This window comes from Undibacterium sp. FW305-107 (genome assembly GCF_058788535.1).
Genome location: NZ_JBYTAV010000010.1, coordinates 53,432 through 73,033 on the forward strand (window position 1 = coordinate 53,432; position 19,602 = coordinate 73,033).

The 19,602-nt window shown below is 50.1% G+C and carries 13 protein-coding genes; 7 read left to right on the forward strand and 6 right to left on the reverse strand.

The genetic code is table 11. The annotated features are described in order from the left end of the window. Window positions 1-51: 51 nt before the first annotated feature. On the reverse strand, window positions 52-2,505 hold the full coding sequence (locus AC3WQT_RS21405; protein ID WP_492706905.1) for a TonB-dependent receptor: 2,454 nt from the start codon (window positions 2,503-2,505) through the stop codon (window positions 52-54). Between the two features lie 587 nt (window positions 2,506-3,092). Here AC3WQT_RS21405 and AC3WQT_RS21410 point away from each other — a divergent pair. From AC3WQT_RS21410 to AC3WQT_RS21430, 5 genes are all read left to right on the forward strand, one after another. Then, on the forward strand, window positions 3,093-4,103 hold the full coding sequence (locus AC3WQT_RS21410) for a LacI family DNA-binding transcriptional regulator (RefSeq protein ID WP_492706907.1): 1,011 nt from the start codon (window positions 3,093-3,095) through the stop codon (window positions 4,101-4,103). 410 nt (window positions 4,104-4,513) lie between these two features. Then, window positions 4,514-6,907, forward strand: a complete 2,394-nt coding sequence (locus tag AC3WQT_RS21415) for a glycoside hydrolase family 65 protein (RefSeq protein WP_492706909.1) — start codon at window positions 4,514-4,516, stop codon at window positions 6,905-6,907. Next, entirely contained in the window at window positions 6,900-7,553 is a 654-nt protein-coding gene (gene pgmB / locus AC3WQT_RS21420; RefSeq protein WP_492706911.1) for a beta-phosphoglucomutase, read from the forward strand. The genes AC3WQT_RS21415 and pgmB overlap by 8 nt, the downstream gene beginning before the upstream one ends. 75 nt (window positions 7,554-7,628) lie before the next feature. After that, entirely contained in the window at window positions 7,629-8,885 is a 1,257-nt protein-coding gene (locus AC3WQT_RS21425) for an MFS transporter (RefSeq protein WP_492706913.1), read from the forward strand. Window positions 8,886-8,961: 76 nt separating this feature from the next. Continuing rightward, a complete protein-coding gene (locus AC3WQT_RS21430) occupies window positions 8,962-9,978 on the forward strand; it encodes a substrate-binding domain-containing protein (RefSeq protein ID WP_492707350.1) in 1,017 nt (338 codons plus the stop codon). Here the strand turns inward: AC3WQT_RS21430 and AC3WQT_RS21435 are convergent. Beyond that, on the reverse strand, window positions 9,972-12,008 hold the full coding sequence (locus AC3WQT_RS21435; RefSeq protein WP_492706915.1) for a di-heme-cytochrome C peroxidase: 2,037 nt from the start codon (window positions 12,006-12,008) through the stop codon (window positions 9,972-9,974). The genes AC3WQT_RS21430 and AC3WQT_RS21435 overlap by 7 nt on opposite strands. 334 nt (window positions 12,009-12,342) lie before the next feature. On the opposite strand from AC3WQT_RS21435, the gene AC3WQT_RS21440 reads away from it, so the two are divergent. Further along, window positions 12,343-13,086, forward strand: coding sequence for a transglutaminase-like domain-containing protein (locus AC3WQT_RS21440; RefSeq protein ID WP_492706917.1), 744 nt, complete (start codon window positions 12,343-12,345; stop codon window positions 13,084-13,086). 194 nt (window positions 13,087-13,280) lie between these two features. Here the strand turns inward: AC3WQT_RS21440 and AC3WQT_RS21445 are convergent, their stop codons facing one another. After that, a complete protein-coding gene (locus tag AC3WQT_RS21445) occupies window positions 13,281-15,824 on the reverse strand; it encodes a DUF4962 domain-containing protein (RefSeq protein WP_492706919.1) in 2,544 nt (847 codons plus the stop codon). Between the two features lie 402 nt (window positions 15,825-16,226). Between AC3WQT_RS21445 and AC3WQT_RS21450 the strand changes: the two genes are divergently transcribed. Beyond that, window positions 16,227-16,886, forward strand: a complete 660-nt coding sequence (locus tag AC3WQT_RS21450) for a glutathione S-transferase family protein (protein ID WP_492706921.1) — start codon at window positions 16,227-16,229, stop codon at window positions 16,884-16,886. A 93-nt stretch (window positions 16,887-16,979) separates the two neighbouring features. Here the strand turns inward: AC3WQT_RS21450 and AC3WQT_RS21455 are convergent, their stop codons facing one another. The 3 genes from AC3WQT_RS21455 to AC3WQT_RS21465 all read right to left on the reverse strand — a co-directional run bounded on the left by AC3WQT_RS21455 (window position 16,980) and on the right by AC3WQT_RS21465 (window position 19,165). Continuing rightward, complete coding sequence (locus tag AC3WQT_RS21455) at window positions 16,980-17,588, reverse strand: hypothetical protein (protein WP_492706923.1); 609 nt, start codon at window positions 17,586-17,588, stop codon at window positions 16,980-16,982. 224 nt (window positions 17,589-17,812) lie between these two features. After that, window positions 17,813-18,487 carry a hypothetical protein gene (locus AC3WQT_RS21460; protein ID WP_492706925.1) on the reverse strand — a complete coding sequence of 225 codons (675 nt, stop codon included), beginning with the start codon at window positions 18,485-18,487 and terminating at the stop codon, window positions 17,813-17,815. 93 nt (window positions 18,488-18,580) lie between these two features. Beyond that, the gene (locus tag AC3WQT_RS21465) at window positions 18,581-19,165 is read right to left on the reverse strand and encodes a hypothetical protein (RefSeq protein ID WP_492706927.1); all 585 of its coding nucleotides are present in this window, start codon (window positions 19,163-19,165) and stop codon (window positions 18,581-18,583) included. Between the last annotated feature and the right edge of the window lie 437 nt (window positions 19,166-19,602).

Consider the following 19,602-nt stretch of genomic DNA (forward strand, 5'->3'; position numbering starts at 1 on the left):
TGCGTGACTCCGAACAGCAGAGCCACGCTTGCAGAACAAGACAAATAAGTTTTAGAACCTGTACAGCACCGACGCCTCAATTGCACGGCCAAAGATAGGGCGGGCAAAGACTACGCTGCTGCCACTGCCGATGACGCGGGAATTACCTTCGGTCAGACCCAGTTGATTGGTCAGGTTAGTGCCTGCCAGACGGAATTCCAGATTCTCACCCAGACCCACCAGGATGCCTGCATCCAGGGTGTAATACTTGGGCAGGGATTGCTGGTTTTCCGCATCGGCAAAGCGCGCATCGACATGGGTGTAAGTGCCATACAGCTTGATATCACCATTGTCGAGCGGGATGCGGTAGCTGGGCGACAGGCGGAACTGCAATTTAGGCTGACGCTTCACTTCATTGCCGGTATTGGCACCATAGTTTTCATACTTCGATTGCTGGTAGGCACCACTGAGTGAAATCTGGAAATTCTTGACAGGGCGTGCAGCCACTTCAAATTCCAGACCAGAACCGCTGGAGCCACCAATCGCAGTCACATTGCTACCGTTAGCCAAAAACTGCTGGAAGGGCAGGCCAGTGAAAGTATTATGGAAGAAGGTCAGGTAAGCACTGACGTATTCCGACACGCTCTTCAAACCTATCTCATACTGCTTGACCTTGGTCACAGGCGCATTCACACCGTTGTCACGTATGGTGTCGAACTGTGGCAGCGCAAAGCCAGAGTTCAGGCGGGCAAATACGCTGAAGTTTTCTGACACCTTGTAATTGCCGCCCAGTGTGTAAGACACTTCACTGTCGCTGCGATTGACGGGCGTATTCGAGCCACTCAATACGGATGCATTGTTGTTGTACAAGGTCAGCGGATTATTATCCAGATCCACTGATTTTGGATTGGAGATAACACCATTCAAGCGGCGGTTTTCGGTACGTACACCGGCATCAACACGGATGCGGTCATTGATCTTCCATTCATCAGCCAGGTAAAAAGCGGTATTCTGTGCCGAGAAATTCTCGTTCAAGGTATAGAAGGATGCGCCGTCATGGCCATTGCCACTGACTACCACACCATTATTCAATTGCACATTGATAGGGCGGGCATTCGGTGTCGCTGTCATCAGGACACCGTTACCCAGATACCACATGTCCTTGGATGAATAATCTGCATAGTACAGGCCAGCCGTCATGGTGTGGTCCTTGACGATTTCTTTGCTGATGCGCAGTTCATCGGTGAAGGAACTCAGTTTCTTTTCTACCGACCAGATGCCGGCAGACATCACTTGCTGGTCACCCGCAACTGCACCGCCACCATTCAGATAAGTTGCCGTGCCTGAGATAGCCTGCTTGCCACCTGCCGCAGCTACCACATTGGCCTGGCCATTGGCTGACTGGATTGCACTATTGATATAGCTGGACATGCTCACAGGGCTATTGCCGGTGAAGATCGCCAGGGTAGGTGCATCACCAGAAAAATGATTGAGTTTGTTGCTGATATTCCAGCCATTGATGTTTTGCGAAAAGTCCACGCCAAACAGATTGGCTTGCAAGCCACGGCCATTTGCCAGGTCTTTATTCAATACTTGACCCGGGCCCACTTCCAGAGCGACATTGCGCAATTCATTGCTATACAGCGAACCCGTCAGAGGATCAAAACCAGGGAAGCCCGTAGGTTTGCCGCCAGCAGAGCTGGCCGAGATCAGCGGTACGCCAGTATAGAAAGTGTTTTTGTCATTGACAGTGCGCGCATAGAAAGTCAGCTCACCCTGATCCAGTTTTCTGGTGACGCTGGCAGTGATCTGGCCGCCTTCATCTGCCGGGTATTGCCCGTCACGCACGCCCTGTGCAACACGATAAAAACCACCTATGGTACCGTACCAGCCATCGGCAATTTTGCCACCGTAGTAGCCGTCAATACGACGCAGATTGCCAGTTCCCACCGTAGCCCGCAAGCTGCCTTCTGCAAGATCACGGCCTTTCTTGAGCAAAAAGTTCATGGTTGCGCCAGGCTGGCCATTCGAGAAGATAGGGCTGGGACCACCACGCAAGACTTCGACCCGTTCTACTGTGTCATCAATACGGAACAGCGATGAACCTTCAAGAAAAGACAGGGTAGGCGGCGGGAACAAAGGCGAGCCATTCATTTGTATCGTCACAAACGGCGCATCACCATCGATAGGGAAGCCGCGTACACCAATGTTGGCACCGGCATTGCCGCCACTGGATTCGGCATAAATACCTGGCACGATTTTCAGTAAATCAGCAGTGCTGCTGGGGGCAGCCTGTTTCAGTTGTTCTTCATTGGCGGTGGTGATGGAGTAAGACGCGTCAATCTTGCGCTGACCGCCACTGCGGGCATTACCTGTCACCACGATTTGCTGGACTTCATCTGCCTTGGCTGGCGCAGCGGTGGTGCTCGTCTCTGGGGTGCTGGCGACCTGGGCTTGGGCCTGGCTCAATAATGTCATCATGGCGATAGTGATCGCCGACAAGCGGAAGGGCTTGTTGCAGTTCATGTTGTGCTCCTGAATATTATTAAAGTTTGTCGTCCTTAACATCCGATCAAGGGCAATGCACCAACTCATCATACGCATTGTTGCCTCTTGCCACTTCCTAAATGAGTCTGGCCTGATTTTTTTGGCCTGTATCCCTGGAACTCAAGTGACGAGATGTAAAAACAAGCTCATTGAAACAATAAATGTTATCGATGTCAATTGAAATGTTATCGATGTCATTTATTCGACACAAATTATTTTAATTGTAAAAAACTCAAATTTCTTTATGGAAATGGATGTCCGGTGAGCGCGTTCAAGCAGGATATTCGCATGGCACAGACAAAATATTCGACGTGTTTTCTGGTGACTTGCCTATGCCTTATTGACCGCAGGTTGCCAGGTCGGGCGCATAACTGTTGACAGTCGGGGCGCGAGATATATCGCGCCCAAACAAGCTCTGTCATAATGCGCGGGAATTAATTGAAATGAACTTCAGGGGTGGCGAGGCCAGTGATAGCTCTGGTATCTGCCGGAACATGAAATCATTGCATCTTGAGCCGGATTTGGCACACATTTGATACACATTTAGCACTCAATAAGGTCTTTGCATGTCAGCAAAAAAGCGTAGCACACCCAATCCCGAATCCGGGGTAACGATGGAACACCTGGCAGCCATTGCCGGAGTATCCACCATTACGGTGTCGCGAGCCTTGCGCAATAGCCCTCTGGTGACGGTGGATACACGCGAAAAAATCCGCAAGATTGCAGAAGAGCAGGGCTACCGCTTCAATGTCAGCGCCCGCAATTTGCGCCTGGGCCGCAGCCATTCTGTGGCTGTGGTCGTGGAGATGACGCCCGCCAATGACAGGCCCATGTCTGACCCTTATCCGCTGGAATTATTGGGCGGCATCACCCAGGAACTGACGACGGCAGGCTATAGCGTGGTGTTGACTTCCATGCAACTCATCGATACCCCGCCTGTGCAGGGGGCGGACGGCATGATCCTGCTGGGGCAGGGGTCGCACGGTGAAGCAGTGCGCCGTTTGCAACGTTCGGGCCTGCCACTGGTGATCTGGGGTGCACCGGATGCCAACCAACCTGGCATCGTGGTCGGTAGTGACAATCGCAAGGGCGGTGCCAGCGTGGCGGAACGCTTTATCCAGCAAGGGCGGCGTAAGCTCCTGTTCATCGGCGATATCGACCATGCAGAAGTGCAGGAACGCTGCGCCGGTTTCATGGAAGCCCTGGGCGAGCAGCAGCACGCAGTGACTATACTGCGCCCCAAGGCATTTACCTTTGAAGCCGGGTTTGACTGCATGTCTGCCTATTTGGATAAAAAAGACAAAGCCTTCGACGCCGTCTTCGCCGCCAGTGACTTGCTGGCCATGGGCGCGATACGTGCAATCACTGAAAACAACCTGTCAGTCCCTGGTCAGGTATCCGTCATCGGCTACGACGACACCCCTGGTGCCGCCAGCTTCATCCCTGCACTGACCAGTGTCCACCAATACCTGCGCGACGGCGGCATCCTGCTCGCCAAGAAAATCCTTGGCCTTATCAATGAAGAGACGGTGGAGTCCGAGGTCTTGCAGACCATGCTGGTGGTCAGGCAGACTTGAGATAGCCATTTCGCTAAGGGTGGCCAAGCCAATTGCTGCTGATCCATTACGGCGAATTAATTGCAACTGACCCAGTTAGGCCAGCGCATACTCGTACGTCCCACATAGGTAACAAGCCTCCCAATCGTCGCTTTTGCGAAGGCAGGAGCCTGGCAGTGTCGTTCGTCGATTGACCTCGTTCACCTTAAAAGCGAATGCACAAAAGTTTCCTTAAATTCCTTCCATTTCCTGTCTTCATTTACAAATTTTAAAAGCAGGGCTGGAAAAATAAAAATTTACTTCATTGACTTTTAAAACCGGTTTAAATAGAATTAATTCAAATTTCAAACCGGTTTGAATAAATTTAAAAATTATAAAACTGGAAAAGACCTCATAAAACACCCATAAACACCCAAAATCAAGAAAAAAAAATGAAGGACAACACCGTGCAAACAAGCGATGCCTTGCAACATCAATTTCCGCTGGAAGGCTGGGGGATTACAGAAAATCAACTCGATGACGGGCATCACCTGCTCAGCGAAACCCTGTTTGCCCTGGGAAATGGCTACATAGGCTTACGCGGCACGGCAGAAGAAGGTAACCAAAGAATCGCAGCAGATTCACTGAACGGCAGTTACCTCAACGGTTTTTATGAATCCGAAGCCATACAGTACCCAGAAAACGCCTACGGCCTGGCACGCACCAATCAATTCATGCTGAATGTGCCGAATGCCAAATGCCTGGCATTAATGCTGGAAGATGAGGCTTTCGATTTACAGCAGGGCAGGGTAGACAGTTACCAGCGCCAACTGGATTTTCGTACTGGCTTGCTGACGCGCACGCTGGAATGGACATCCGCACAGGGGCGCAGCATACGCCTGCACAGCCAACGCCTGGTCAGTTTTGACAACAAGCACGTGTACGCGATGTCGTATAAAGTCACGCCGCTGAATTTTTCTGGCGAGATCAAACTGGTTTCTGCCATTGATGCAGCGGTTAAAAATATAGCGGCTGGCGACGACCCGCGCGTAGGCTCGGCTATCAGCGGCCCGGTGCTGCACAAACTCGAAGTGATGCAGGAAGATGATTTCTCCGCCTTCCTGCACCGCACCCACAATAGCGGCCTGAGCCTGGCAACTGCCATGCAAAATCATTTGCAAACACAGAGTGCTTACACCAGCAGCTTGCAGCAGGATGATGAGAAGCTGGAACAGCAATTCACTATCCAGTCAGTACAAGGGCAGGCAATAAAGCTGGACAAATTCTGCAGTTATTTTTCATCCCGCGATTATCCTGCCGCATCTTTGCTTTCACTCAGCCAGCAAACACTAGACAAGGTACGTGAACAAGGTTTTGCACAACTGGCAGCCAGCCAGCAAGCTTATCTGGATGACTTCTGGGCGCAGGCCGATGTACACATCAGCGGTGACGCTGCCTTGCAACAGGGCATACGCTTCAATATGTTCCACCTGCTGCAGTCAGTAGGGCGTGACGGCAAGACCAATATTGCTGCCAAGGGCCTGACAGGTGAAGGTTATGAGGGCCATTATTTCTGGGATACAGAAATTTATATCTTTCCCTTTTTCCTCTACAACAAACCAGAGATCGCCAGGAAGTTGCTTGAATACCGCTATCAATACCTGCCGCAAGCTAGGGAGCGTGCGCGTCAGATGTCGCATGCCAGCGGCGCACTCTACCCATGGCGTACCATAGACGGTGAAGAATGTTCAGCCTACTTCCCAGCAGGCACGGCGCAATATCATATCAATGCTGACATAGCCTATTCCATCAAGCTGTATATGGACGCAACGGCAGACATGGATTTCTTGCTCACGCAAGGTGCAGAAATCGTACTGGAAACTGCCCGCCTGTGGATGGGCCTGGGCCATTACACCCGCTTGCCTGGGCACAACGAGGAATCATTCTGCATCAATGAAGTGACCGGCCCTGATGAATACACGGCGCAAGTCAATAACAACTATTACACCAATGCCATGGCGCAAATGCATTTGCGTTTTGCGGTTGATATCGTCAGGCAATTGCAGGCTGAACACACAGAGAAATTTTCTGAACTTGCCACAAAAATCCACCTGCAAACGGATGAAGAAAACGCATGGCAACGCGCCGCTGATCTGATGGCTTTGCCCTATAACCAAGAGCGCGGCATCCATGAACAGGATGACAGCTTCCTCAATAAAAAGGTCTGGGACTTTGCCAATACCCCCAAAGAAAATTATCCTCTTCTGCTGAATTACCACCCGCTGGTTATCTATCGCCATCAGGTTTGCAAGCAGGCAGATGTAGTGCTGGCCTTGCTCTTGCTCAGTGACCAGTTCAGTCTCGATGACAAGCGCCGTGACTTTGATTTTTATGAGAAGGTCACGACCCATGATTCATCCCTGTCCACCTGCATCTTCAGCATCATCGCTGCAGAAGTTGGTTATCAGGACAAGGCCTATGATTACTTCATGCAAACCGCCAGGCTGGATCTGGATAATACCCATGGCAATACCCACTATGGCGTACACACGGCAGCCATGGGCGGCACCTGGTTGGGCATTGCCTATGGCTTTGCAGGCATGCGCATCAGCAAGGGGCAATTGAGTTTTGCGCCGGTCTTGCCTAAGCAATGGCAGGACTACCAGTTCCGCGTACATTTCCAAGGGCAACTACTGGAAATCACCGTGGGCCAAACCCATGCCGAATACCGTCTCATGCGCGGCGCGGCATTGCAATTCCAGCACAATGGGCAAAGCCTGCAAGTGACTGAGCAGCAAGCGACATGCAAAGTAGTTTTGCAGGCACAGGAGCTGAGCCATGCGTAAATATGATTATCGCGGTGTCATCTTTGATCTGGATGGCGTGCTGACAGACACTGCGCATTATCACTATCTGGCCTGGAAAAAACTGGCTGAGAGTGTTGGTGCGAGTTTTGACGAAGCCTTCAATGAGCAGCTAAAAGGTGTCGATAGAATGGGTTCGCTGAACCTGATCCTCGCAACATCCGGCAAAGACTTTAGCGATGCAGATAAACTGGCACTGGCAGATCAAAAAAACCTGCATTATCAAAGCTTGATCGCACAACTCAGTCCTGCTGACTTATTGCCCGGCGCGGCAGCGTCCTTGCAGCAGATACGAGCAGCCGGTTTAAAAACAGCCTTGGCATCCGTCAGTAAAAATGCCCAGGCAGTGATAGAAAGACTGGGTATCGCAGATCAGTTTGATGTTGTCGTCGATGCCGCAAAAATAAAGAATAGCAAACCGGACCCAGAAATTTTCCTGACCGCAGCAGCAGGGCTGGGTTTGACTGCAGATGTATGCTTTGGCATCGAAGATTCCATCGCAGGCATACGCGCGATCAAATCTGCGAACATGTTTGCGTTGGGCATAGGCAGCCCGGCAGTATTGACTGAGGCAGATGTCGTCATCGCAGGTTTGCATCAATTCAGTTTGCAGGATTATTTGAAGTAAGAGCAGTAAAAGCAGTAGCAGTAAAAGTAAAACATAAAAAAATAAGCAGTAAAAATAAAAAAGGCAGGAGACAACATGACCAATCAGGCTCAGCACGCAGCCAGCAGGCGGCGCATTATTCTTGCGCTATTCCTGCTGTATTTTGTATTCGCCATCCTGCTCAACAGCGTGGGCACGGTGATACTGCAAGTCATCAAGACTTATGGCGTCAGCAAATCTGCTGCCAGTGTGCTGGAGGCTTTCAAGGATATCCCCATCAGCATAGTCTCGTTTTGCGTCGCGTCTTTCCTGCCGCGCCTGGGCTATAAATATGCAATGCTGACAGGCATGGCGATAGTGACCGTCAGTACGGCAGCCATGCCGCTACTACCGGGTTTTTTAATGACCAAGCTGCTGTTCCTTAGCGTGGGTGTTGCCTTTGCCCTTATCAAGGTATCCGTCTATGCGACCATAGGCCTGATCAGCGCTGACCGCAAACAACATGCGAGCCTGATGAATACGCTGGAAGGCTTTTTCATGGTGGGCGTGCTCAGTGGTTACTGGATATTTGGTTATTTCATTGATGCCAATGATCCCGCCTCACCAGTCTGGCTGCACGTCTACTGGCTGCTGGCAACCTTGTGTGCCTTGACCTTCCTGCTGGTGGCGACCACCAGCTTCACCGAATTTGAAGCAAAGCTGACAGTCAGTCATAGCAGCCTGCTTACCGATTTTGCCGATATGCTTAAACTGATGGCGCGTCCCCTCGTCTGTGTTTACATAATCTCGGCTTTTTTATACGTACTGCTGGAGCAGGGCATAGGCACCTGGCTGCCCACTTTCAATAATGAAATCCTCAAGATGCCGGTAGACATGAGCGTGCAAGCCACCAGTATCTTCGCGGCTTGCCTGGCCATAGGCCGGCTGGGGGCAGGTGCAGTCATGCGCAAGCTCAACTGGTACCTGGTCTTGAACATCTGCCTCATCAGCATGGCAGCGCTGGTCTTGCTGACGCTGCCATTGACCCATAACATCGTCGCCAACCCCGATCTGCGCTGGAGCAATGCGCCGCTGGCGGCCTTCATCTTCCCTTTGATAGGCCTGTTCATGGCACCGATTTATCCTGGCATTAATTCTGTCATGTTGAGCTCTTTACCGACTAACCAGCACGCCGCCATGACGGGTTTGTTGGTCTTGTTTTCAGCCCTGGGCGGTACCAGCGGTTCCATGATCACTGGTTATGTGTTTGGTGCGATGAATGGGCAAACGGCGTTTTACCTCTCCTTGTTGCCCTTGAGTGTTATCTTGATGACTCTGTTTTTCTTCAAGCGAGCCATTGAGAGGCTGGACTGATCCACCCTGCACAAGTATATAATCCCAGCTTATTTCCAGCTTATTCATTTCCATCTTTCTCATTTGCCCTATGTCGATTACTTTAAAGGAGCTTGCTGCCAGTCTGGGGATGTCCAAGACCACGGTCAGCCGTGCCTTGAACGGCTACCCTGAGGTCGGCGAGCAGACGCGCAAAAAAGTATTGGCAGCAGCAGAACAGCATGGCTATGAAGCCAACCCCATGGCGCGCAGCCTTGCCGTAGGCCGCACCAATGTGTTTGGCCTGATCTACCCCTTGCTGCCATCTGACTTGGGCGACCCCATGTTCCTGGGTGTCGTCGGTGGCATGGCCGAGGCGCTGGAAGCGCGCAAGATGAACCTGATGATTGCGCCTGTCTCGCCCGGCAATGAATTACCCTCGTACGAGCAAATGGTCAAAGGTCGCCGCGTCGATGGCCTCATCGTCAGCCGCACCATGGTGCAAGACCCACGCATCGCTTATTTGTCGAGACAGGGTTTTCCCTTCATCGCCCATGGCCGTACCCAGACAGACAAGCCCTATGCCTGGTTTGATTACGACAATGCAAACGGTATACGGCTGGCTGTGCAGCACTTGCTGGGACTTGGCCACCAGCGCATCAGCCTTATCAGCGCACCGCTGGAATTGAACTTTGCGCGCCAACGACGTACCAGCTTTGTCGAAGCCATGAGCAACGCCGGCCTCGATATTGATACCCGCTATCTGATACAGGATGCTCTCGACAGACGCAGTGGCTACCTGGCAGTGCAGCAGCTATTGAACTGTTCACCAAGACCCAGTGCCATCATCGTCGATAACCATCTCTCAGGTGTCGGTGCCATGCGCGCTCTGATGGATGCTGGTATTACCATAGGCCGCGACATCTCCGTCATCGTCTGGGGCAATATGGAAGACACCCTGGTCGGTGACCAGGTCACCATCATAGACCAGCCCGACCCAAGAGCGGCTGGCACCAAGATGAGTGAAATGCTGCTGGCGCTGATGAGCGGCACACCCGCAGCAGACTTGCAGGTCTTGTGGCAGCCGGTGCTGATCGCGGGATCAACCACCGGCCAATGTGAAGATCATCACTGATCCTTCAAGTACTCCAGCAAATCCAGCCTTTGTTCCTTCGTCAGCATAGGCAAGTCACCTGGCTCTTTTGCTGCCTTGGTACCATATTCATGACCAAAGTTACGGTTGCCATTGAGCCTGGTATCGAAGGTAAAGCCTTCATAACCTGTGCTCTTCATGCCGACTTTTTCTGCATCAAATTCACGCGAACCAACGAGGAATTTTTCAGGGCGGCATTCTGCATCTTTCTGGTCTGCAGGGCAGGTCGCTGGCAGCAACAAATCATACAAGGTAGGCACCGAACCATTATGCAGATAAGGCCCGGTCGCCCAGATGCCATTCAGTGAGCGTCCCTTGTAGGCTTGCAGTGAAGAGTAGGGATTCATCGTGGTATCAGGTATGTAATTACCATGCTTGTTTGAATCCTTGATCTCATTGCCAAACAGAGCCTGGATGATATTGTGCAACCACTCAGACCAGCGGCGTATGAAACCCTTGTCTGCATCTGGTGTAGTCACCACGCCCAGAGTCGCCTTGGTCAGCAGGGCAGCGATAGGGGCTTTTTTATCCAGCAAGACATCACCCACACCCGCGCCTACGTATTGATTGCGCAAGATGCCTGAATAACCATCGTATTTGATACTGTTGTCGGCCATGGTGGGGTCGGTACCCACTTCTTCCAGCTTGGACATATGCGCCACCACGCGCCGTTGTGGTGAACTGCGGTCTATCTCTGCATGGCAGCTGACGCAATAATTGGCAAACAGTTTTTCACCACGCTTGATGCGGGTCTGATCCAGCTTGCCCAAAATCTCTTGCGGCCATTTGGGTGACTGCAATTCAGTCAGCTGGTTTTCTATGCGGCGCAAGTTCTGGGTATTGATGGAGCTGTTATACTCAACGACCTTCTTGGTCCAGCCCTGGCCAGAAATCAATGAAGTAATAGAGAAGCGCTTGCCTTCATGCCAGTCCAGCGAGCCAAATACGCCAATGACTTCTCCTGTATTGCGCCCCAACGGCCCCAGGCCACCATTGCCACCAAGGCCATTCCACTGCACATAGTCATGCTGGGCAATATCCCACAGAAATGGGTAACTGACAGGCGCATCCGCCTTGATGAATAATTCCTGCCTGAGTTTGACGATGTTCTTGGCCGAGGTCGCCACTCTTTCCACGATCTTGTCGCGGTCGGCAGAACTGATATCCGGCCCTATGCCAGCCAGCGCTGTCCTCACTTCATCTTCAGTCAACACCTTGCCCAGCACTTCTTCTATCTGCTGGCGGTTCAGCAAATGTTCCAGCGTGCGGTTATAGATACGGCCAAAGGCATCCAGCCGCGCGTAACCATAATCGACCGGGCTGTGGTTGATGATGTTATAGCTGGTCAGGCGCAGGGTATAAGTCTTGATATCGGCAATCACATCCGCTTCATTACTATAAGCACCGAGTTTCAAAACAGCCTGGACAAAACGTTTTTGCACATCAGGTTTGTCCCTGACTGCCACCATCGCCTGGGTCAGTCCTTTCAGGAATCCCGCCATGTCTGCACTGGCCGGGCCACCGTCAATACGCATGCCCGTACCCTTGTAATTGACTTGCGCAGTATGGCAGGCGGCGCAGGTGAAGCCCATGTAATTCTTGCTCAGGTAATTGTCTTTGACAAAGCCCACAGGCAAGGCATCAGGGTTACTGGAGGTTTTTTTCTGTGGCAGATAACGGTAGCGATTAATGTTCTCATCACTGCGGAATAGCTCAGGCTTGTCGTCCTGTTCCAGCACCAGGAAAAAATCATAAGGCAGCAAGTTGGAGCCCTGCGTCGTGGTGTAGAACCACAGACTCTGCTCAGGCTTCCAGTTCTGTTCCAGGTAAACAATCTTGCTTGCGCTGTCACCAAATACATCCTGCTTGACCGTCATTGCACCGCGATCAGGATCACTGTCAGACACTTCCCATCTCTGTGACAAAGTGATGATGAGGGGCGGGATGATGAATAGCAAAATCAGCAGCAAGAAGCCATGCCATATTTTGAATTTTATTTTTGGAAGTTTCATGATGCTCCCTGAGTGGAAAGACGCGGGAAATCCGGTGATTTGGCGTTGTTTATGATTGTATTTTTATCATGTCGATATTTTAAGTGTTTTTTTGTGGACCATTGTTTTAGTTGAAGTGGTTGTGCGTATTTAGCAACAACATTTTGAGGCAGGCAAGCCAGGTTTTTCTCACAGGCGTGTGGCTGGGTTGCAGCAAACACTTTGTCGCTGGCAAGCGGGGGTGAGCTCAGGGTGTCATTTCACATTGAACTAAAAAAGTGATTGACTCTATAGTTACTACAGGGTTTTAAATGGTTATCAGACTCAAATTTAATTTTAAGAAAATAACGAAATCATGGCTGATACAAACACAAAAGAGGCACAGGCTCGCAATTTTGCGACGGAAAACGCGCTGCTCAAACCCAGTGCCTTGCTTGATTACCAGCACCCTTCCATACAGAAACTGATTGCAGTGCGTGGGTGGAAGAATCTGGATGAATTCGACCGCATTGGTGCAGCTTATGGTTTCGTGCGTGATGAAATCGCTTTTGGCTATAACACGGCAGATGATTTGCCTGCATCACGAGTGCTGGCAGACGGTATAGGGCAGTGCAATACCAAGGGCACTTTACTCATGGCCTTATTACGTGCATTGGATATCCCTTGCCGTTTCCATGGGTTCACCATAGACAAGGCTTTGCAAAAAGGGGCCATCACGGGCCTGGCTTACGCCCTGGCACCACGCAGCATTATCCATAGCTGGGTTGAGGTCTGGTTTGCCGGGCGCTGGCTTCATCTGGAAGGGTTCATTCTCGATAAAAAATACCTTTGCCAATTGCAGCAAAGATTTTCACGTGAGCAAGGCGCGTTTTGCGGCTATGGAGCAGCAACGCCAGATTTACAAAACCCGCAAATTGAGTGGAAGGGAAGTGATACCTATATACAAAAAGATGGCATCAATGCTGATCTGGGTATCTATGAAACGCCTGATGAATTCTATGTGCAACATGGGGTGAATTTGTCGGGCATAAAACGCTGGATTTTCCTGAATATCGTCAGGCGATGGATGAATAATAATGTGGCAAATATCCGTGGATGAAGAGTACGCTTCGTTTGCATAAAGATGTAGAACATGAATTTGCAAATGGAGAACTGGCGATGCCATGCAAACTCAAATCAGAGCTGATTTAGTTCCAGGCATACAAGGCCGCTTGCGTAATACTTGAACTCATCCCTGTTGATGAAATGAGTTCAAGCTCCGTGAGACCACCTTGGATGCGGTGGGCCAATTATCTATTTCTTGAGGATGGAAACGACCTTCTTGTTAAATTCCACGCCCTTGCTGCCTATCATGACCTGAGCATCCGTACCGCTCACGTTGATGTTAATCGGCGTTATGGCGCAATCTTCACGTATTACGGTGATGGCGGTCAGTTCTTTACTTGGGGCTGTTGCCGTCGAGCGCAGATGGTACTGGCTTGGAGATGGCTTGTCTGGCTGGATATCGACCTGATCAGTCATCGTCATCACCGATGGAAAGTTGTGGTGAGTGATACAGATGGACGACGGGGCGTTGACAAGCCTGGCCGCGCCGGTAGTATCAATATTAAACGGTTGCAAGGCATGGAAGTTCAATTCCCAGGTGCGCGCTGTTGAACTATTGGCCCAGTCATAGATGACGATAATACGCTCATCCTTGAAATAAGCCATGGAACGTATCGCATTATCGAGCAGTGGCACCCATGTCGCTGGCGTGCCGCTGGCAGTCTGGCGGCGGTAAGCTTTGCTCGCATCGCCGGTCACGATGGCAATGCCGTTACTCTCGCCACCGTTATAGAGCTGGCCTGCGGCATCCGATGTGCTGACCGGGACAGTTGGTTTGAGTGGTGACACCGTCGTCTGGGATTCTGACTGGCCTATCCCGCCATCAAAGGTCAGGGCATTCTGTGACCTGGTTGAACGGGTTTGCCTGTGATGTTCTGAATCATAAGCATAATAATAGCCGCTGCTGATGAGCATGTCCCTGCCTTTGGAAACCAGGGTAAAACTGTTCTGGTCCGCATAGGAATGGTTGTAGGCACCCCATTCACTGGACCGGAAGGCAATGCTGGACCTGTTTGCATCCGTGAACTTGCTGGTCAGCGAGGCCAACCCCGCATTCGGGAAGAACCAATTGTCCTGCGTTGGCGCAACCGGGGTGACCGGTTTGGCACCCATGGCGACCAGATTAAAATAATAAACCGGACGGATATTCTGATTGCTGAGATTGTCCTTGTTTGCCTGGAAATACCATTCATGCGTAGCATTTTGCGTCAGCAAGGCAAATGGCTGCAAGGTGTCGAATGAATAGGCCAGGTAATCATAGTTATAGGTGTGGTCATCGCCAAATGGCGTCATCAACTGCTTGTACAAAGGCGCGGTGAATGCCATTAGGTAATCCACATACTTGGCATAGTAGGGCTGATTGCTGATATCGTAGCCAGTAACAGATTTGATGTTGATCAGGGTTTCGAGCAAGGTTGCGACATACCAGCCATAACCTGTACCGTTCTGGAACGCGCCATCGTCACCACCATGGGCGGTACTGCTGACCAGGAAGGTGGTATAGGCATCACGCAGATATTGCTCTGCTTCCGGGAAGTTCTGGTCGCCTGCCAGCAGCAATAATACATTCAGCAAGAAACCGACATTGGTCACGCCATGCGAATCTTTTTTGTGCAAATGATGATTGGCAATCAGCGGCATCATTTGTTCCGCTCTCGTTTTGATGACGCTGATGACCTTGCTTTTTTCTGCAGCGCTCAGATCATCATAGAAATAATCATAGCCTTTGGCCAGCGCCAGCAGCACCTGGCGTGCTGCCTGATCCTGGAACGCATAGTTGCTGACACCATTAACCGGGTCCCAGTCTGCCAGTGCCAGCAAGCGTGCCTTGCCAGCGGTAGCCATACCGGCGTCATTCGTCAGCTTTGACACGTAGCCAAGATAATTCATGTCGCTGGCGGCGGCTGAGGCGATGTTGTTGAGTGAAATCAGCCAGCTTGTATAGTCAGTCGGGTTTGGTGTGTTGAGAGGCCGTTTCTGTGGTTCTGGATCAATTGGGTTCGCCTGTATTTTTTTTGCCCTTTCTTTCAGGATTGCAAATGGGGCGCTGGCATTTTGCGTGATATTGGCCAGCATGGCTTCCTTGCTCAAGCCTCTGGGGAACATGCGCGGCCTGATCGCTGATTTTGTTGCATTGATGATTTGCGTGGGGTTATAACTGGCCACATCAATCGCAGTGGCATCAACATAAAAACGCCTTGTCTGGCTCTGTGGTGTCGTGCCGTTCTTGCTTTTGTAACTGACTGTCCATTCGTAACTACCAGCAGGCAGATTACCTGGCAACTGATATTGCGGGTACTTGCTGGTGGCCGACAGATAAGGCTGGCCGTCCTTGATAATATTAATATTCCAGGGTTCTGCAATGGCGGTGTTCACCGGCAGATAACCTTCTGGCCATTGTAAAACTGGAGCTTTGGTTTTTGAGATACCACAATCTTCAGGATAAACACTCCCCAAAAGCTGGGGCTGGTTTGAAATAAAATCGGCCACCTGGTTTGGCGTACAGGCCTGGTTAAATCTCGCCTTATAGATATTGCCATCATAGGTTGCGACGACCGTAACGCCTGCTGGCGGTGCCTGCATGGCCAGTTTGGCCTGGGCCTTGTCACCATTGTCAGCGATTGAGCCGCTGCTGCAGGCAGTCAGTACAAAGACCGGCAGGCAGGAGCAAAAAACCGGTATGGCTTTAAAGATTCTTTCGATATGTGCATGTATATGTGCTTGTAAGGGCATAGTTTTAACTCACTTTTATTTTCATGAAAATGAAGCGTGTATCCATTCTTCGGGGGTAGAGAGGACCGCGTTTAATCACCTTTGCGCTGATGAGATAAATGCTTCCGCGGGCAACATCTATTGCCCTGTACTCACTTGTCGCCGACGTTGTTATATAGCAAGTCGTTTCATGATCATTCTCATTTTACAAGTTGTTGCATTTTTGACATAGTCGGCAAATAATAAGACTTGCCGCCGAATGGCAGTTTTGGATTCAATATGTGTGGCCGCGGAGAATCGGGCCAGGCGTGTATTTGCGGCGCATGACCGGGATGGCCCTGGTCATACGCACGGCCACAAAGCGAGACGAATACTTGGGCAGCGTGAACCTCATCAACGAACACATACTTAAAGGTATAGGCAATGTCACTCGCACTATATGGTCACCCATTCTCTTCCTACACCCAGAAAGTCCTCATCGCCCTGTATGAGAATGACACTGCCTTCGAATTCCGTTGCATTGGGCCAGATACCCCCGGATACACAGCAGAGTGGCTGCAACGCTGGCCCCTGGGCAAATTTCCCCTGTTGGTCGATGGTGAGCGCAATGTCGTCGAGACCAGTATCATCATCGAGTACCTGCAACTGGCCCACCCTGGACCAGTGCGCCTGCTGCCCGCAGATCCCATGCAGGCACTGGACGTGCGCTTTCTTGACCGCTACTTCGACCTGCACATCATGACCCCGGTGCAACATGCGGTAGGCGCAGCACTGACAGGCGACACTGTAAAAAGGCAGGAAGGTTTGGCCCACGCCGCCAGCAAGCTAGACCTTGCCTACGCATGGCTGGAGGGCCACCCCGATATCGGCACATGGACAGCCGGTGAAAGTTTCACACTGGCCGACTGTGCCGCAGCACCTTCACTTTTCTATGCAGACTGGACCCAGCAGATCGCAGAAAAATACCCACGACTGCGCGCCTACCGCAACCGCTTGCTGGCCCGCCCATCATTCGCAAGGGCAGTGGAAGAGGCACGGCCTTACCGACAGCTATTTCCGCTTGGGGCACCGGATAGGGATTGATGTGGGATGAGTCAGGGATTGATTTCCCTGAACGCTTGAAGATCTGTAAGGTGGATAGAGTCGTGAACTTTTTTGCGTGTGATTTTCTTGTCTTTAGATAAGAAAATATCCTATGCAACAGATAGCCAATATCATAAAAGGCAGGCCAAACAAGGCGATTCTGGCAAAACCTGTTTGCTGTGGGCGGGCTGGAAATCCCGGCTCAAGAAAAGAAAATGTCATGCCACGGCCAGCTCCATATTCCAGATTCCACAGCAAGCCCGCACTAAAATAAAGCACCGAGGATGCATAGATATTTGCCTCCCAGGTAATCGGGTAATGACCATCCCTGATCAACAGATACAAGTCATAACACCAGCTCGCCGAGAACATCCACAAGCCAATTGCGACCAGCACATGCCTGAGCCTGGCCTTGCCTCTTATCCCCAGGTAGAGCATTCCCGTTGCCCAAGGTGCAGTCAAGAATGTGAGTGCCGACATCATGGCCGCATCAAAATAATCCCAGGTCGGGTCAGCGGTGTAAGGTGCGACGACAGTAATCCCAATTGCAGCAATGCTGAAAGTAATCAGCTTCCAAGGCACGTACAGAAATGCTTTGTAAGCTTGTAGAGGAAAGGAATTACGGTCAGACAGATATAGCCAGATGCACAGGATGCAGTAGCTGATCCAAGTGGCGAGATAAAATTTGAGTTCTGTGGTCATAGATAATTGTATTCGGGATTCATTCACTATGACTCTGTGACCGAATCTGAATCACTAGGGATGCTGGTGTCGGCGGGAATCGAAAATGATGCTAGTAAAGGCTTCAAGAGGGTTTTGAAAAATTTACTGCGATAGTTACTGCATTTCGGTATTGCTCAACTCTGCTGACCCGAAGACTCGGTGTGAATGTCAGATCAGGTCGCAACTACTACAGTTAATTTTTTTTAATCGTCGCTATGCCTAATTACGCCATATATGTCACGCACTTGATATTTGCTTTGACTGTCAACGATATTTCCAAACATGTCCCTTGTTTTGTAGTCGCTTCTGCTATTTACTAGATTCCCATTCATATCTGTAGTTTGATAGCTACTTCTACTATTAACCAAGTTGCCGAGACTATCCTTGGTCATATATCCGTGTTTGTTCTGCTCAGTTGAATTTGAAATTGTTGATGCTATTGGCGTATAAATCTGGTTTGAAGCTGTACTGCCTTTTATATTATTCCTCGCCTCAAGTGCGGCATTCGTTGCATCAAGTAAAAAAAGTAATGCAGAGTTGTCACCGCCATAGTTTTCTTTTGCATACGCAAGGTCAATTTCAAGATTGGGATATTGCGGACGTTTCATTATGATTTGCAAATGACCGCCTGCAGAGACTAAGTAATTTTCAGTCACCTTTGCTCCACTTTTCCAGAAGGCGGTGACTGCGACAACTTTTCTACCCCCATTTGTCGAAAAAGTCCAAGTTAAGTCTGCTTGATTTTTTCTGGTTTGTGAGTCCACCAAAATAATTCCACCTTCAGGAGCGGTTTTAATCTCTAATCGCCCCTGATTTGATTTCATTGGAGTAGAACATGCCGTAAGAGCAAAAAATATAAGTATTAAAAAGCTTTTCATGGGTTTTCCTTATCCATATCTCGCTTCATACGCACTAACCAGTTTTTACAGTACTTTTACTGACAATCAGATATCCTCCAACGCTTGAACAGATTATTTATCATCATTTTCTTTCTTAACACGCGATCCCAAGTTGCTTAGACATTCTATAAGGGCTTGCTGCTCTGGAACGGACATTGGTGCGGAAAATTGAACGGTGGTATATAGAGACTCATTCTTCCTGGGGATTTGTATTTGCATTGTTTCACCCGTTGAAATGGCATCTAAAACTCTTATCGCGGATGGGGAGTCCTTAAACAAAGCAAGTGTGTAATTTTCACTTTCTGACTCCATAGGATGTTCAGAAGCAAGATTTATATTCTGTGCTGGGAATGCGAGATAAACCTTTTCTTGCCGACCGATTGGTAAAACACCTCCGGTATTTGCGTTAACGTTCAAGACCCCAAATTTAATGACGGTCATCATGGTCGAATAAATCACCAAAGAAAAATCTATAGCTCGCGCACTCTGTTTTTGTAATGGATCGTTATAAACAATCATTGAGCGGATGCCGCAAGATTTCTGGCCGCCTTCGTCTCTGGTTATCTGAAAGTTGGAATTTGCAGCAAGTGATACGGAGAAATTCTGCGCAAGTACGGCATTGCAATTGAGCATTGCAAGAAAAAGTATCTTCTTCATTTTTTCTCTAGCCTCTAAATATAGTGTAACTTTCAACTAAGGATGCGGTCGAAGTTTGCTGGAGGAGCCTCTTGTAGCTTTATTATAGTCCCCTAGCATCAAAGCTTTAATGCTAACGTGGCATTCTTTCCCGTATTCATTGTTCTTATGAGGCTGTCAGCGAATTAGCTTTCCCTGTTTCAGCTACTCATCTGTGGCTCACATTCTCATGCTTATGCAGCATCAGATTTTGCATTACACCTAAAGATTCTTCTCAAATCAAATCAACAAAAACAAAACAAGTCACCCAATAAATTGGATGGCTTTTGATATTCTGGTGGAGTCGGCGGGAATCGGCCATCCTGGCCAGCCATGGTGCTTGCAAGCGCCATGTCGCTCGTGGGTTCGCTGCATGCAGCTCGAATTCCCCACTCGCCCCGCGTCCCGCGGGTTCGTTT